We start from the raw sequence: 14,478 nt of genomic DNA on the forward strand, positions 1-14,478 counted from the left end.
GCGAACCCAAGCCCTGGCGAGCTGGCAGCACCACTACAACTGGCACCGACCGCACAGCGGCATCGGATCGATTGCCCCGATGGACAGGCTCATCCCCGCAAACAACCTCTTGACGGTTCACAACTAGAGACCCTCGTGCCCACGCGCATCGCGCGGGCGGCCACTGCGCATGAAGGCGTGGGAAGGCAGAGGGTTTCGTTGGTCGTTCAGGGCAATTCGTGCCCGGTGCCAGCCGCAAGCCCGGATACCGGCCTTCTCCACCGCGCCGTACGCTGCGGGTGCCGCCCGCAGCGTGTTTGATGGAACGCCTTGCGGGAGAGCGGGGCAGCCTGGACAACCCATGTATTTTTCAACGCTTCAGCGAGGGCGAAATCGGCCCTGCACGCTACCTTGCCCTGATCGACCGGATACCAGCCGGTCTTGCGATGCCAGCGCGCCCCCTGGCCCCGAGCCAAAGCCGGTAAATGGTTTTGATTTCAGAGTCTCCATCGGACCGATCCGTTGAAAGAATCCCCCATGCAAACGTCCAAAATTCCCGCCACCATCGTCACCGGTTTCCTCGGGAGCGGCAAGACCACGCTGCTGCGCCATATCCTGGACAACGCCGATGGCCGCCGCATTGCCGTGATCGTCAATGAGTTCGGCGAACTCGGCATCGATGGCGAAATTCTCAAAGGCTGCGGCATCGGTTGCGATGAGTCGGGCAACGAGCGCGAAGGTGCGCTGTACGAACTGGCCAACGGCTGCATGTGCTGCACCGTGCAGGAAGAGTTCTTTCCCGTGATGAAACTGCTGGCCGAGCGGCGCGATCAGATCGACGCGGTGCTGATTGAGACCTCGGGCCTGGCGCTCCCCAAGCCGCTGGTGCAGGCATTCCAGTGGCCGGAGATCGCGAACGTATTCACGGTCGATGCGGTCGTGACGGTGGTGGATACGCCCGCAGCCGCCAGCGGCCAGTTCGCGGCCAATCCCCAGGCGGTGGACGACCTTCGCCGCGCGGACCCGAACCTCGACCACGAGTCGCCGCTGCACGAATTGTTCGAAGACCAGTTGTCCGCCGCCGACCTGGTCGTGCTCAACAAGACCGACCTGGTGAACGCTGACGCACTGGCCCGTGTTCAAGCGTTGGTGCGCGAAGAAATTCCTACTTCCGTCAAGATCATCCAGGCCGAGCAGGGCCGCCTGCCACTCGATGTGTTGCTGGGCCTGTCGAAGGCGTCGGAAGGCACGATCGACCAGCGCCAGAGCCACCACGACCACGAAGAAGACCACGATCACGACGAATTCGATGCTCACGTCATCGACCTGCCGGCCGTGGACCGCGACCGACTGCTGGCTGCTCTGGCGGGGTTGGTGGAGCAGCACGCCATCTTGCGCGTAAAAGGCTTTGCGGCCATTCCTGGCAAACCGATGCGCTGGCTGCTGCAGGGTGTGGGGCGCCGCTTCGACCACCACTTCGACCGCGCATGGCGCGAGGGTGAGGACCGCCGCACGCGCCTCGTCTTTATCGGCCAAGCCCTGGATGCTGAGGTGTTGCGCGCTGGGCTCGACGGCGTGGCGGCTTGATCGCCATGCCGGCCTGACGCCATGCACCTGTTGAGCACCCGCCCCGGTGGTTTCGTCGAAGACGAAACCATCGTCACCCGACTGGACCAGACGCCGGCCGAGATCGTCATCCTGAGTTCGGCCGACACCACGCTCTCGCTGCTGTCGGCCGCCTGTACCGGGTTGGCGCGCACGCAGCCCGGTTTTCCGACCGTGCGGCTTGCCAATCTGCTGTACCTGCGCCAACCGGCGTCGCTGGATCTGTATCTGGACGAGGTGCTGCGCCATGCGCAGGTGGTGGTGCTCGACCACCTGGGGTCCGAATCTGCCTGGCCTTACGGCATTCAGCAGATCGGTGCGCTTGCGCGCCGCCAAGGGCAACGTCTTGCGATGTTCTCGGGCGATCTGCAGGAAGACCCGCACCTGGTCGAGCGCAGCACGCTGGCTCCCTCCGTGTGCCATCTGCTGTGGCAATACCTGCGTGCGGGCGGTGCAGGCAATGCGCTGCAGTTTGTACAGGCCGTCGCTTTCCACGGGCTGGGCCATGGCCACGCGCCGCTGCCGCCCCGCAGCCTGCCGCAGGCCGCGGTGCATGTGCCGCCTGCGCTGGTGCCTTCGGCTTCGCGGCCGGCCGGGCACACCGTGCCGGGCATCGACGACCTGTGCGCTGCCTGGGTGCCGGGCGCGCCGGTGGCGGCGCTTGTTTTCTATCGCTCGCACCTCATGGCGGGCAACACCGCAGCTTTCGATGCGCTGGCGGTCTCGATGGCCCGCCATGGGTTGAATCCTTTGCCGATAGCGCTCGATTCGCTCAAGGACCCGCTGTGCCTGTCCACACTGCAGGCGCTGTGTGAACAGCACGCCGTTCAACTGGTGCTGAACACCACGGCATTCGCCGCGCTGGAAGAGGGCGCCGCGCTCGCTGGCGATGCGCCGGTGCTGCAGGTCATCGCCAGCGGCGGCAATCGCGAGGATTGGTGGGCGGACAGCCAGGGCCTGCGCCCTCGCGACATCGCCATGCAGGTAGTGCTGCCCGAGATGGACGGGCGCATCGTCACGCGCGCGATCAGCTTCAAGGGCCTTTCGCACCGCTGTGCTTTCACGCAGACCGATGTGGTGGCCTACCAGCCGGAGCCCGACCGGGTCGATTTCGTTGCGGCACTGGCCCAGCGCTGGTGCCGGTTGCGCCGCTTGCCCGCCGGCGAAAAGCGCGTTGCGCTCATCCTGGCCAACTACCCTGGCAGCGAAGGCCGACTGGGCAGCGGCGTGGGGCTGGATACGCCTGCATCGGTCATCGGCATCCTGCAGCGCTTGCAGGCAGAGGGCTATGCGATGGGCGATCCTGCCTTGCTGCCGCCCGACGGTGATGCGCTCATGCAGGTTTTGCAGCAGGGCATTGCGAACGATCCCTCGCAGTGGCCGGTGCGGCCCGCGTGGCAAAGCTATGCGCTGTCGGATTACCTCGCGCGGCTGGCGGCGCTGCCCGCTGGCATGGCCGAAGCCATTCACGCCCGATGGGGCGTGCCCGAAGCCGATCCACTGCTGCGCCAGGGCCGGTTCATGGTCGCAGGCTTGCGGTTGGGGCAGGTGTTCATCGGCATCCAGCCCGCACGCGCCAACGCGGCGGAACCGCGTGAGCAGGGCGCCGCTGGGGCACAGGATTACGCCAGCTATCACGATGCAGAGCTGGTGCCGCCACACGGCTATCTGGCGTTTTACTTCTGGCTGCGCGACGTGTTCGCCATCGATGCCATCGTGCACGTGGGCAAGCACGGCAACCTCGAATGGCTGCCTGGCAAGAGCCTGGCGCTGTCGCAGGTGTGCTGGCCTGACGCGATCCTGGGACCGTTGCCGCACCTGTATCCGTTCATCGTGAACGACCCGGGTGAGGGAGCCCAGGCCAAGCGCCGCAGTCAGGCGGTGATCATCGACCACCTCATGCCACCGCTCACCCGCGCCGAAAACCATGGCCCGATGCAGGACCTGGAGCGGCTGGTGGACGAGTATTACGACGCGCTGCTCGTGGACGCGCGGCGCGCCACGCTGCTGCGCCGGCAGATCCTGGAGGCAGTGCGCCGTCAGCACCTGCTCGAAGAGCTGGACCTGGCCGCGCCTGCTGGCAATGCGCCGGATGACGACGCCATCCTCGCGCGCATCGACGCCTACCTGTGCGAGCTCAAGTAAACGCAGATCCGCGACGGCCTGCATGTCTTCGGCGCTTCCCCCACGGGGCGCCAGCGGCGCGATACCCTGCTGGCGCTCGCCCGATACCCGTCCGGCGACGGGCAGGGCGCGCAAGCAGGATTGCTGCAGGCCCTGTCCGATGACCTGCTGTCCGGCGAGCCGTTCGATCCTTTGCAGATCGACGCCGCGCAGCCCTGGCAGGGCCCGCGGCCCGCGGTGCTGCAAAGCGTGAGCAGCGACCCCTGGCGGCATCACGGCGACACGCGCGAGCGGCTGGAACTGCTGGCGCAGCAGCTTCTGGAGAGCGATGGCGCGCCTGCCGTGCCCTGGCCGCGAACGCGGGCCGTTCTGGAGCGGGTGCAGGGCACGCTGGCGCTGGCGTTGGACGCGTGTGGCGGGCAGGAAATGGAGCAGCTGTCGCGTGGCTTGCGGGGCTTGTTCGTGCCGCCCGGCCCCAGCGGATCGCCCTCGCGCGGGCGTCCGGACGTGCTGCCCACTGGCCGCAACTTCTACACGCTGGACACGCGCGCCATTCCGACGCGCACGGCATGGGAGCTGGGGCAGCAGTCCGCCCAGCGCATCGTGGAGCGCTACCTGCAAGAGCATGGCGAGTACCCCCGCACACTGGGCCTGTCGGTCTGGGGCACCGCCACCATGCGCACTGGCGGGGACGATATCGCTCAGGCGTTCGCGCTCATCGGCGTGCGGCCCCGCTGGGCACCGGGCAGCCAGCGCGTGGTCGATTTCGAGGCGGTGCCGCGTGTGGGCATGGGCCGGCCTCGCATCGACGTCACCCTGCGCATTTCGGGCTTCTTCCGCGATGCGTTTCCGGGCACGGTGCAGATGTTCGATGCGGCCGTACAGGCCGTGGCCGAACTGGAAGCCGAGGACGCCGAAGAGAACCCCATCCGAGCGCGCATTCTCGAAGAATGCGCCGCGCTGCAGGAGCAGGGCGTGGAGGCCATGGCCGCGCGCCGGCAAGCCGGCTGGCGTGTGTTCGGTGCGCCGCCCGGCCACTATGGCTCGGGCCTGAACGGCCTGTTCCAGTCCGGCGACTGGCAGGACGACGGCGACCTGGCCCGTGCCTATGTGGGCTGGAGCGCGCACGCGTACGGCCAGGAAGCATCGGGCGAGCCCGCAGGCGAAGCGCTTGCGCGCCGACTGCAGGGCCTTGACGTGGTCGCTCAGAACCAGGACAGCCGCGAACACGACCTGCTCGACTCCAGCGACTACTAACCAGTTCCAGGGCGGCATGGCCGCTGCCGTGCGGCACCTGTCCGGCCGCCAGCCAGCGATGTACCACGGCGACCACGCCAACCCGCAGGCGCCCCGCATTCGCACGCTCAAGGAAGAGATCGGCCGCGTCGTGCGATCCCGCGTCACCAACCCCAAATGGATCGATGGCGCCAAGCGCCACGGCTACAAGGGCGCTTTCGAGATGGCTGCCACGGTGGACTACCTTTTCGGATTCGACGCCACCACGCGCCAGGTGAGCGACCACCATTACACGCTGGTGGCCGATGCCTATGTGCTGGACGCCGGCACGCGCGACTTCGTGCGCGATCACAATCCCGCAGCCTTGCGCGACATGCTCGAGCGCTTGCTTGAGGCCATGCAGCGCGGCCTGTGGCAAGAGCCGGGCCCCTATCGGCAGGCGCTGGAAGATCTGCTGCTCGATCACGAAAACCACATGGAAGGACTGCGCGGATGACCTCGCTTGCCCCGCTGAACGCCGGTGCTTCAGCCCCCGAAAAACCAGTGCCTGTCGCGTTGCCCGCGCTGTTTCCTTTTTCCGCCATCGCGGGCCAGCCGCTTCTGGTTCAGGCCCTGCTGCTGGCTGCCATCGATCCGGCGCTGGGCGGCGTGCTGGTCGAAGGCCCGCGCGGCACCGCCAAATCCACGGCCGCCCGTGCACTGGCCGAGCTGATCGAAGGCGCGCCCTTCGTCACCTTGCCCTTGGGCGCCTCGCTGGAGCATCTGGTCGGTACGCTGGATTTGGGGCAGGCGATGGCCGGGCACACGGTCGTCTTCGCTCCGGGCCTGCTGGCACGCGCGCACGGCGGCGTGCTGTATGTGGACGAGATCAACCTGCTGCCCGACGCCCTGGTCGATGCGCTGCTCGACGCCGCCGCCAGTGGGGTGAACTCGGTCGAGCGCGATGGCATTTCGCACCGGCATGCCGCCCGCTTCGTGCTGGTGGGCACCATGAACCCCGAGGAGGGTGCGCTGCGCCCCCAGTTGCTGGACCGCATGGGCCTGTGCGTGCGCCTGGGCAACGTGTCGGATGCCGCCGAGCGCCAAGCCATCGTGCGGTCGCGCCTGGCGTTCGACCTGGACCCGACCGCTTTTCGCGAGCGGTTTGCCGGAGCGCAGGCCGACCTGGCGCAGCGCCTTCGCACGGCACGCGAGCGAATCGGCCAGACGGGCGCGCTGCCTTGGCCGGATGCGGTGCTCGCCATGGTCAGCCAGCGCTGCATCGCCGCCGAGGTGGATGGCCTGCGCGCCGACCTGGTGATGCTGCGCACTGCCCGTGCGCTGGCCGCTTGGGAGGGCTCTGCCGCCGTGCAGCCCGAGCATGTGGACCAAGTGGCGCAGCTGGTGCTGCTACACCACCGCCGCGCAGGCAGCGAGGCCGCTTTGCCGCCCGCACCCGGCATGACGCCGCCAAAACCGCCGGGCGCAGCCGATCCGCAGAACGATGGCCGTGGCCAGGGCGACGCATCAGCCCAAAACAAAAGCGCTATTGCCGATGTCAACGCTGAAGGCCCGGCACCAGGATCTACCGCAACCCACGCCGGTGATCCGGTGCAGACCGCCGGGTTGCAGCGCGAACATCTGCGCCGCCAGCCTGCACAGGCGCTCATGGGGCGGCTGCATTGCTTCGTGCTCGATTGCTCGGCGTCGATGGTCGGCAGCGGCGCTCTGGCGCGTGCCAAAGGCGTGCTGCTGGCGTTGATGCAGGAGGCCTATCGCGAGCGCGACGATGTGGCGCTGCTGTGCTTCGGCGGCAACGGTGTGCAGCTGCGCGTATCGCCCCAGCGCGCTCCGGCGTGGAGCGATGCCTGGGTGGCACCGATCGGCGGCGGCGGGGGAACCCCGCTGGACCGCGCCGTCGCGCACGCCGCCCAGGTGCTGCACGGAGCGCGGGGCCGCGAAGGCTGGCTGTGGCTGCTCACCGACGGCCGCACGCGCGAGCAACCGGGGCGACCTGCCTCGGCCCACACCGCCTGCGTGGTGGACTTCGACACCGCGCGCTTGACCCTGCACCGGGCCGAGCGGCTGGCGCAGCATTGGCAGGCACACTACTGGACCGCAGACGATGGGGTTGGCTGGTAGGTGCTATGAAAATGTGAGCTGCCAGCGCTTTCCGCCCAGCACTTCCAGCAATGAATCATCTTCAATGGCAATGAATGCCACGGCATGTTGCTATGTTTTTTATGGCAATTTCCAGGCATTTCGCAGACCGTGGCTCCATCGGCCGCGCGGGGCGCAAGCCGCACTCGCACGGGCCGTCAAGGCAGGGCGGTCGAGCGGCGATCCACCGAGGCCAGGCAGTCCAGAATCTCCTGGGCCGCCTCGTCCATGCGCGGGCCGGGCCGCACCATCACGTCGAAATGCGATTCGGCAATGCGGCAGAACCGTCCCCGCTGAACGGCGCCCATGGCGCTCCATCCGGGGCGGGACGCAATGGGCGGCGTGCCCCGGCCCTCGTTGGTGATGAGCAGGTCGGGTTCGGCGCGCACCGCGTATTCCGGCCCCAGCTTCGGAAATGCGCCGAGGCTGCCGGGAACCACGTTGCGCAGCCCCAGGCGTGCCAGTGTCTCGCCGATGAACGAGGCCTCGCTGGCCGCCGCAGTCCCCCCGTGCAGTTCGAAGTACACGCGCCGGCCTTGCCAGGCCACCGGCACGCGCGCGCGGGCCGCATTCAGCCGCACATCGGTGCGCTGCCAAAGCGCTTCGCCAGCGCCCGGCTTGCCGATCGCCTGCGCCACGGCTTCCATGTTGCGCCGCATGTCGGCGTGCGTCTTGGCATCCAACGCCAGCACCTTGATGCCCAAGCCTTCCAGCCGCTCGACCACGCGGTTGCGAGGCCGCAGCAGCACCAGATCGGGCCGCAACGCGATGATGCGCTCCACGTTCGCGTCCGCCAGACTGCCCACCTGCGGCAACTGCCGCACGGATTCCGGCCAGTTGGAATACCGGTCCACCCCCGACGAGGCGATCGCACGCGTCCAGGGCACACAGCGTTTCGGTCAGCGAGGGTTGCAGCGAAACGATGCGCATCGCCGGGCGCGGTAGTTCCACCGTCTGCTGCCGGTCGTCGGCAATGCGGATGCCGGCCTGCGCCGCTCCCGCCAGCAGCAGTCACCACAGTGCCGTTCGCGATCGGTGGACGGGTGAAAAACGCAAAAGCAAAAGGGCAGGCAGGCGATGAATCGGCATGGAGCGCGGTATTGTGCCGGCCCGCAAGGCTGGGGGGCATGGCTGGCGAGTGACGGCATCGAGGCAGGCCGGTCAGCGCAGTTCCGTGCCTATCGTTGGGGCACTGACCGGGCACCCCTCAATGCTTGTGGTCGCCGTGGCTGGCCGGCGCCTGGCTGGCGCTGACGCCGCGCGCCTGGGCCTTCACCTCCATCGACTCACGCTTGCCGTCCTTGCCTTCGAACACCAGCGTGATCGGCACGGTGTCGCCTTCTTTCACGGGCTTGGGCAAGTCCATCAGCATCACGTGGTAGCCGCCTGGCTTGAGTTCCACGGCCTTGCCCGCTGGCAACTCCACCGCTGGAATCTCGCGCATCTTCATCACGTCGCCCTCCATCTTCATTTCGTGGATCTCGGCCAGCGGTGCAGCAGGCGAGCTGACCGATACCAGGCGCGTGTCCTTGGCCGCGTTCAGCCGCATGAAGGCGCCCGTGGCCTTTTGGTTGGGGACCGAAGCGCGGACCCACGCATCTTGCACGGTGACTTGTGCGTGGGCTGCAGTGGCGGCCAAAAGGGCCGTGGCGATGGAAGCGGCGAAAACGGAAATACGGGTCTTTGGCATGAAAGCTCCTTGGAATCGAAACGGTGGCACGGGACTCGCTGCATGCGGCGCATGCCGGCGGCCGTCCGACCAGATATTCAAGAGAAAGAAGAAAGGGGGGGCCGAGGCAGGGCGGCTGCGAGCAGGCGGCCGGCAGGGTCACGCCACCAGTGGAGGCGCTCGGGGTGGAAACGGAGCGCCCGTGGTTTCGGCCAGCGGGGCGCGATACAGCGGAACAGGGATCGATGGCTGCGGACTTGGCGCGCACAGCCCGGCCGATACGGAGGACGGCGGCAACGCGGAGGGCAAGCACAGCGGGCATTCCAGGCCATGGTGCATCGACGGTGCTGCCCCGTCCGTTGCGCCGACCATCACCCAACGTGTCTCACCACTCGCTGAGCACACCGGCTCCATGCGTTGCGGGTGGACCAGCGGTGCCGCCACCGCCATGCCCAGCGACGCCACGAACCACACCAGGATCAGGCGTGCCAGGAGTCGGGCGTGGCGCAGTGTGTGCATGTGCGGCGCATTATCGCCGCGTGCCTCGATGGCGTTCCCCTGAAAGCCTTCCTTGTTTGGATGGGCAACGCCGTGGTGCTCTATGGGTTTCCTGCAAACGGACGGCGCGTTTTCCGACGCAAAGGCTTTTGGTGTCCACGCAGCCTTGTCCGTCTTCTGCAGCCGGCCTTGGCCCTGGAACGGGCGGCACGCTGTGATCCGCCACCCTCATCAGGAGCTTCTTCATGCCAACCTCTCCCACCTCCAGAGCCAAGCCCAAAGCCGGCATTGCCGCAGCTTCCAAGGGGGTTGCCAAAGCCAGCGCTGTGGAGCCGTCCGACACCGATGCGGTGGCCCGCAAACAGGTGCGCATCCAGAAGGAGCAGGACGCCAAGGATCAGGCGGCCAAGGCTAAATCAGCCGCTCGGCCGCAGGGCTCCTCCAAAAGCGCCAGCAAAAAAGCAGCACCCGGCGCAGGGCGCGCCGCGCCCGTGCCGCCCATGCCCGAGCAGCATCTGGAAAAGCCGGGCATCGAGGCCGACATGGAGTTGGCCCCCCAGTTCGAGGCACCCCATTACCGAGGCAGTGGCAAGCTCGAAGGCTTTTCCGCCATCGTCACGGGCGGCGATTCCGGCATCGGCCGTGCGGTGGCCGTGCTGTTTGCCCGAGAAGGGGCCGATGTGGCCATCGTGTACTTGAACGAGCACGAGGATGCCGAGGTCACCCGCCAGCATGTCGAAAAAGAGGGCCGCCGCTGCATCCTGATTCCGGGTGATGTGAAGAGCGCGGCCTTTTGCCAGCGCGCCGTGCGCAAGACCGTGTCCACGTTCGGCAAGCTCGACGTCCTGGTGAACAACGCAGCCTTCCAGGAGCACGCGGCGTCGCTGGCCGACTTGACCGAAGAGCGCTTCGATGAAACGTTCAAGACCAACATCTACGGCTACTTTCACATGGCCCAGGCGGCATTGCCGCACCTCAAGCGTGGCTCCACCATCATCAATACCGGCTCGGTCACCGGCCTGCGCGGCAGCAAGGAGTTGCTCGACTACTCCGCCACCAAGGGCGCGATCCATGCCTTCACCAAGGCACTGGCCAGCAACTTGGCGCAAGAGGGCATTCGCGTCAATGCCGTGGCGCCAGGCCCGGTGTGGACGCCCTTGAACCCTGCCGACCGCAGCGCCGAAGGCATCGCCAAGTTCGGCAGCCAGACCCAGCTGGGCAGCGCGGCGCAGCCTGAAGAGCTGTCACCCGCTTATGTGTTTCTCGCGTCGCCGGTGTGCTCCAGCTACATCACGGGCATCGTGCTGCCGATCACCGGCACCGCCGGAGACGGTGGCTGATATCGGTAACGCGGCGCGGCCCAAAACCCTGGGCCGCGCAATCGCTCAAACCGTGATGTCGCCGTCGTCTTCGCCATCCCAATAATGGACGCGTGAAGCCTTGACGCGGATCATCACCAGCCCTTCGGTGTCGACGCCGTCTTCGAACCAGCGGTCCAGATCGGGCGTCCAGTGCTCGGCAAAGGTGGCGCGATCCCGCACCAGTTCGGCGCGGCCCTCGACGGCGACTAAAAAGGCCTTCGTTCCCTGGAAAGCGAGCGACACCTGGGGATTGCGTTCGATGTCCGCCACCATGCGCGACCGGGCCCAGGTGAAATAGCAAGAAGTGCCGTCGTAGTCGACTTCGCGGTTGTTGCTCATCGGCCGGCCGGTGATCGCGCCGCCGTCGGTGTGGGTCGAGAGCATCGCGATGTCGATATCGCGCATCTTTTCGGCCAGATCGGCCAGGTTCTTTTGGGACATGGAGTGGGTCTCTGAGGTGTTTTATCGATCAGCGCCCAGCTCTTCCACGCGGTCGTCATTGGTGATGCTGCGGGTGCCCTTGAGGTGCATTTCCACATCTGCCGCTTTGTCGCCGACAGCGGCGACGGCTTCTTTCAACTGCAGCTCGCTCACGGCGAGTTTGTTGGCCCATTTGGCGGTGATTGCAGAGTCTTTTATGTCGATGCGATCAGGCTGTACGCCTGCGGCTTGGTTCATGTCGGTCTCCTGGTGGAAAGGAAGAGGAAGGTGACTTTTGAACCTAAGGGGCGCATGGGCCTCACCCTGTAGGCAGAACGCGCTCGCTGCCGGAGGGATTGCCGCACAGGAGGCGTTATCGTCGGGGCGAAAGCTCGGCTGCTGGTAAAGCATTGAGGGCGGGATACATGGCTACTCGGGCTTACCCCGGAAGCGAAGGTAAATGGAGCCCATGTCTGCGTGGCGTGTCGCAAGGGTCAGAGGCCTCACCGCCGATTGCATGGATCAACGCAATGAAAAAGCGCCGCACCAATGAAAAAAGCCGACGCTATGTTTTGTAGCATCGGCTTTAGTTGCCTTGGAGGCTTATGAGTGGTGGGTCCTGAGTGACTCGAACACTCGACCTACGGATTAGGAGGCCGCGCTGCAGTCGCGCTCCGGGCCGTGCCCACACAAAGGAAGTACTCCTCCAGCATCACATATCTTGGCGTCGACATTGTCTCGCCGCGTTTAGACAACCCAGCCGCGCCGTGCTGGATATGTGATGCCGGTTGCCCGCGGAACTTGGCATACTGCCAAGACTAGAAGATGAGAGGGCGCTGCTGTGTTTAGCGTTTACCGAGTTGTTGACGGAGCGGCCCAGTCCACTGAGCCACTGGGCACCAAGTACAAGTTTTGGTTTGAGCATCCTGATCTCGGATCGACCCTTTTCAAGGAGGGGCGCCCGAACACAGGGGAGAACTGGGCAGAAGTGATCGCGGCTGGGCTCGCTACACATCTGCAGCTTCCTCACGCGTCCTATCAACTTGCGACCTACGAAGGTCGGAATGGTGTAATCACGCCCTCCTTGGTTGCACGCGGCGCTCGCGTCGTGCATGGCAACGAGGTACTGGCGGCCGTGGTGACGGGGTATCTTGTAGAGCAGCCGCAAAGGTATAGGAACCCAAATCACACCCTCAGACGGGTGTTGGCTTACCTGAGAGCGAGCGCGGACAACGTCGGAGCGCCGTATGGTGCGCCAAAGAGCCCTGGCGTTCGGACCGCGCTGGACTTCTTCATCGGGTATCTGATGTTCGATGCATGGATTGGCAATCAAGATCGCCATGACCAGAACTGGGGCATCTTACGAATGAACGACGGCAACCTCTTTCTTTCGCCATCATTCGATCACGGCTCCAGCATGGCACGGAATGAACCCGATGCAAAACGTAAGATTCGCATGACCACCAAAGACATGCCGTTTCACATCTCCAGTTTTGTCTGTTTGGCGCGCAGCGGCCTGTTTCCGAGTGGTGGAGCAGAAGATGAATCTGCAATTCCTCTTTCAACAGTAGAGGCGTTTCAGCATGCATCACAGCAAAGTCCAGTTGCTGCCGCGGAGTGGCGCGACCGCCTCGCTTGTGTGAGGGATGCAGATGTTCAAACCATTATAGATATGGTTCCCTCAGATTGGATGACTTCTATCGCGCGCGAATTTACCTTTGAACTTCTTCGTTTGAACAAGGCGCGGATTATTTCCGCAAGCAATCTATGAACCGTTTATATGTTGCCGCACAAAATTCTCTTTCGAGAGAGTGGGCACCAGTAGCCGAGTTGCGTGAAACTGCCGCGGGCTATGAGCTGCGCTTCACAAAAGGTGCCACAAGGATCCCAGGATTCGCTGGGTTGGGACGTATGCAGTCGCTCGATGAGGTTTATCACTCGACTCAGCTATTTCCATTCTTCTCTAACCGCCTTTTTTCGAAGTCGCGCCCTGAGTACAAGGACTACCTACGCTGGTTGGGTCTAGAGACGGCGCCAAGCTCTCCATTTGAAGTTCTATCCATTACTGGTGGCGCACGGGCTACCGACAGCTTTGAACTTGTATCTCTTCCTCAGCCTGTAGAAGGAAAGATCGCATGGAAATTCTTTCCTCGTGGTCTACGCTATTTGCCGCCCGCAACGCTCGACTTGATTTTTAAGCAGAGCCCAGGAGCTTCTGTTGCTCTGATGAAGGATATTCAAAATCCCAAAGATCATCAAGCTGTTGCGATCAGGTCTACATATCCTGAAACGGTGCTCATGGGGTATGTCCCTCGCTATTTCTGTTCTGGGCTGTGCCGGCTGTTAGATTCTAACCCTGCTGCTGTTAAAGTAACGCTCCAGCAAATCAATGCGGACGCACCATGGGATTTGAAAGTTTTATTGAGCGTGGAAGCACCTGTGCCACTAGATTTCGACATGACCGCTGATGCGCCGGATTTTGAAATCCTGACCAGTGAGAATGCACAGTGATTGCCAGAAGATTTAATGTCTAGAGAAGATCTAGAAATTTGACGCTTGAAATTTTGATCCGGGTAGATTGATTGCAGTCTCATTCGGAGGGCTTTGTTGCACAAATGAATTTCCTTGCCAAAGAGCACGGAATTTGTACAAATTCTTGCTTTTCTACGTGCGCAAGAATCTTGCGCAAAGAGCGCCGATTTGGAAGAAGATTGTTTTATGCAACAAAGCCATTCGGGAGTCCAGTTGCATTCCATCTTGCCTTAGAACGTGTTCACGATCTTTGTCTGGTCGCTGACAATGACGCGGTGCGAACCAGAAATATCCCAGCGATACGAGCCACGAGCAATTCGAGATCATCAAGCCGATGCTGGAGAGTGCGCGCAAGAAGACCAAGCCACGCACCGTTGACTTGTACGAGGTGTGGTGCGCAGTGCTGTATCTGCTGCGCTCAGGTTGCCAATGGAGGGCACTGCCCAGCGATCTCCCCAACTGGCGCACTGTGCATTCGTACTTCGCCAAGTGGAGACTGCCCGATGAGCAGGCTTTAAAAAATCAGGTTGGCGCGGCCCGTGGGAGACTGGGGCGCAACGCCTCAAGCGCGTTCTTGATCATCGACGCGCAGAGTGTGAAGAACACTGAACTGGCAGCTTTAAAGGGCTATGACGCAGGCAACAAGGTCTCGGGCATCGAGCGCCACATCGCGGTGGACACGCAAGGGCTGCCGCACGCGGTGGCGGTGACGACGGCCGAGGTGACGGATCGCCAAGGGAGCACTGCTGGCGCTCACGCACTGCAAACCCACGCTGAGCCGGGTACAAAGTCGCCCCTGCAAAACCCTGGCAACCCGCATGAACACTGGGTTTTCGCCAGTTCCGCTGGTTGCTTGATCCCCTGAGAATCAACAAATCAGATTTTGTTTTCTGGGAGTTTTGCAGATGTCCGAGA

The 14,478-nt window shown here is 64.1% G+C and carries 11 protein-coding genes and 4 pseudogenes; 10 read left to right on the plus strand and 5 right to left on the minus strand.

Annotation, left to right across the window (positions count from 1 at the left end; genetic code table 11):
• The 6 genes and pseudogenes from AVHM3334_RS22540 to AVHM3334_RS23965 form a co-directional block, all read left to right on the plus strand.
• Positions 1 to 127: integrase core domain-containing protein (locus AVHM3334_RS22540; RefSeq protein WP_284415710.1), on the plus strand; the 127-nt coding region annotated here is incomplete at its 5' end.
• A 389-nt stretch (positions 128 to 516) separates the two neighbouring features.
• Positions 517 to 1,566 (plus strand): cobalamin biosynthesis protein CobW, encoded by a 1,050-nt coding sequence (cobW, locus tag AVHM3334_RS22545; protein WP_284415701.1) that lies wholly within the window; start codon positions 517 to 519, stop codon positions 1,564 to 1,566.
• A 369-nt stretch (positions 1,567 to 1,935) separates the two neighbouring features.
• Positions 1,936 to 4,965 (plus strand): annotated as a pseudogene (cobN, locus tag AVHM3334_RS22550) (cobaltochelatase subunit CobN).
• Complete coding sequence (locus AVHM3334_RS22555) at positions 4,901 to 5,440, plus strand: cobaltochelatase subunit CobN (protein WP_284415702.1); 540 nt, start codon at positions 4,901 to 4,903, stop codon at positions 5,438 to 5,440. Before cobN ends, AVHM3334_RS22555 begins: the two are co-directional and overlap by 65 nt.
• Positions 5,437 to 6,516, plus strand: a pseudogene (locus AVHM3334_RS22560) (magnesium chelatase ATPase subunit I); the annotation flags it as partial. The gene AVHM3334_RS22555 and the pseudogene AVHM3334_RS22560, both read left to right, overlap by 4 nt.
• Before the next feature lie 105 nt (positions 6,517 to 6,621).
• Positions 6,622 to 7,065 (plus strand): annotated as a pseudogene (locus tag AVHM3334_RS23965) (vWA domain-containing protein); the annotation flags it as partial.
• Between the two features lie 176 nt (positions 7,066 to 7,241).
• On the opposite strand, the gene AVHM3334_RS22570 reads toward AVHM3334_RS23965, so the two are convergent.
• The 3 genes from AVHM3334_RS22570 to AVHM3334_RS22580 all read right to left on the minus strand — a co-directional run bounded on the left by AVHM3334_RS22570 (position 7,242) and on the right by AVHM3334_RS22580 (position 9,271).
• A complete protein-coding gene (locus AVHM3334_RS22570) occupies positions 7,242 to 7,970 on the minus strand; it encodes an ABC transporter substrate-binding protein (protein ID WP_349816640.1) in 729 nt (242 codons plus the stop codon).
• Positions 7,971 to 8,290: 320 nt separating this feature from the next.
• Positions 8,291 to 8,773: a copper chaperone PCu(A)C gene (locus tag AVHM3334_RS22575; protein ID WP_284415703.1), complete on the minus strand. Its 483-nt coding sequence runs from the start codon at positions 8,771 to 8,773 to the stop codon at positions 8,291 to 8,293.
• Positions 8,774 to 8,911: 138 nt separating this feature from the next.
• The gene (locus AVHM3334_RS22580; protein ID WP_284415704.1) at positions 8,912 to 9,271 is read right to left on the minus strand and encodes a DUF2946 family protein; all 360 of its coding nucleotides are present in this window, start codon (positions 9,269 to 9,271) and stop codon (positions 8,912 to 8,914) included.
• 224 nt (positions 9,272 to 9,495) lie between these two features.
• On the opposite strand from AVHM3334_RS22580, the gene AVHM3334_RS22585 reads away from it, so the two are divergent.
• Complete coding sequence (locus tag AVHM3334_RS22585; RefSeq protein WP_284415705.1) at positions 9,496 to 10,590, plus strand: SDR family oxidoreductase; 1,095 nt, start codon at positions 9,496 to 9,498, stop codon at positions 10,588 to 10,590.
• A gap of 45 nt (positions 10,591 to 10,635) precedes the next feature.
• Here AVHM3334_RS22585 and AVHM3334_RS22590 read toward each other — a convergent pair whose 3' ends face one another.
• Together AVHM3334_RS22590 and AVHM3334_RS22595 are read right to left on the minus strand one after the other, a co-directional pair.
• Positions 10,636 to 11,052 (minus strand): pyridoxamine 5'-phosphate oxidase family protein, encoded by a 417-nt coding sequence (locus AVHM3334_RS22590; RefSeq protein WP_284415706.1) that lies wholly within the window; start codon positions 11,050 to 11,052, stop codon positions 10,636 to 10,638.
• 21 nt (positions 11,053 to 11,073) lie between these two features.
• Entirely contained in the window at positions 11,074 to 11,289 is a 216-nt protein-coding gene (locus tag AVHM3334_RS22595) for a DUF3606 domain-containing protein (RefSeq protein ID WP_284415707.1), read from the minus strand.
• Between the two features lie 583 nt (positions 11,290 to 11,872).
• Here AVHM3334_RS22595 and AVHM3334_RS22600 point away from each other — a divergent pair.
• The 3 genes and pseudogenes from AVHM3334_RS22600 to AVHM3334_RS22610 all read left to right on the plus strand — a co-directional run.
• Positions 11,873 to 12,802, plus strand: a complete 930-nt coding sequence (locus AVHM3334_RS22600) for a hypothetical protein (protein ID WP_284415708.1) — start codon at positions 11,873 to 11,875, stop codon at positions 12,800 to 12,802.
• Positions 12,799 to 13,542 (plus strand): HIRAN domain-containing protein, encoded by a 744-nt coding sequence (locus tag AVHM3334_RS22605; protein WP_284415709.1) that lies wholly within the window; start codon positions 12,799 to 12,801, stop codon positions 13,540 to 13,542. The genes AVHM3334_RS22600 and AVHM3334_RS22605 overlap by 4 nt, the downstream gene beginning before the upstream one ends.
• A gap of 355 nt (positions 13,543 to 13,897) precedes the next feature.
• Positions 13,898 to 14,363 (plus strand): annotated as a pseudogene (locus AVHM3334_RS22610) (IS5 family transposase); the annotation flags it as partial.
• Between the last annotated feature and the right edge of the window lie 115 nt (positions 14,364 to 14,478).

The sequence above is a fragment of the Acidovorax sp. SUPP3334 genome, assembly GCF_030159055.1.
In the GTDB taxonomy this organism is placed as follows: Bacteria; Pseudomonadota; Gammaproteobacteria; order Burkholderiales; family Burkholderiaceae_C; genus Paracidovorax.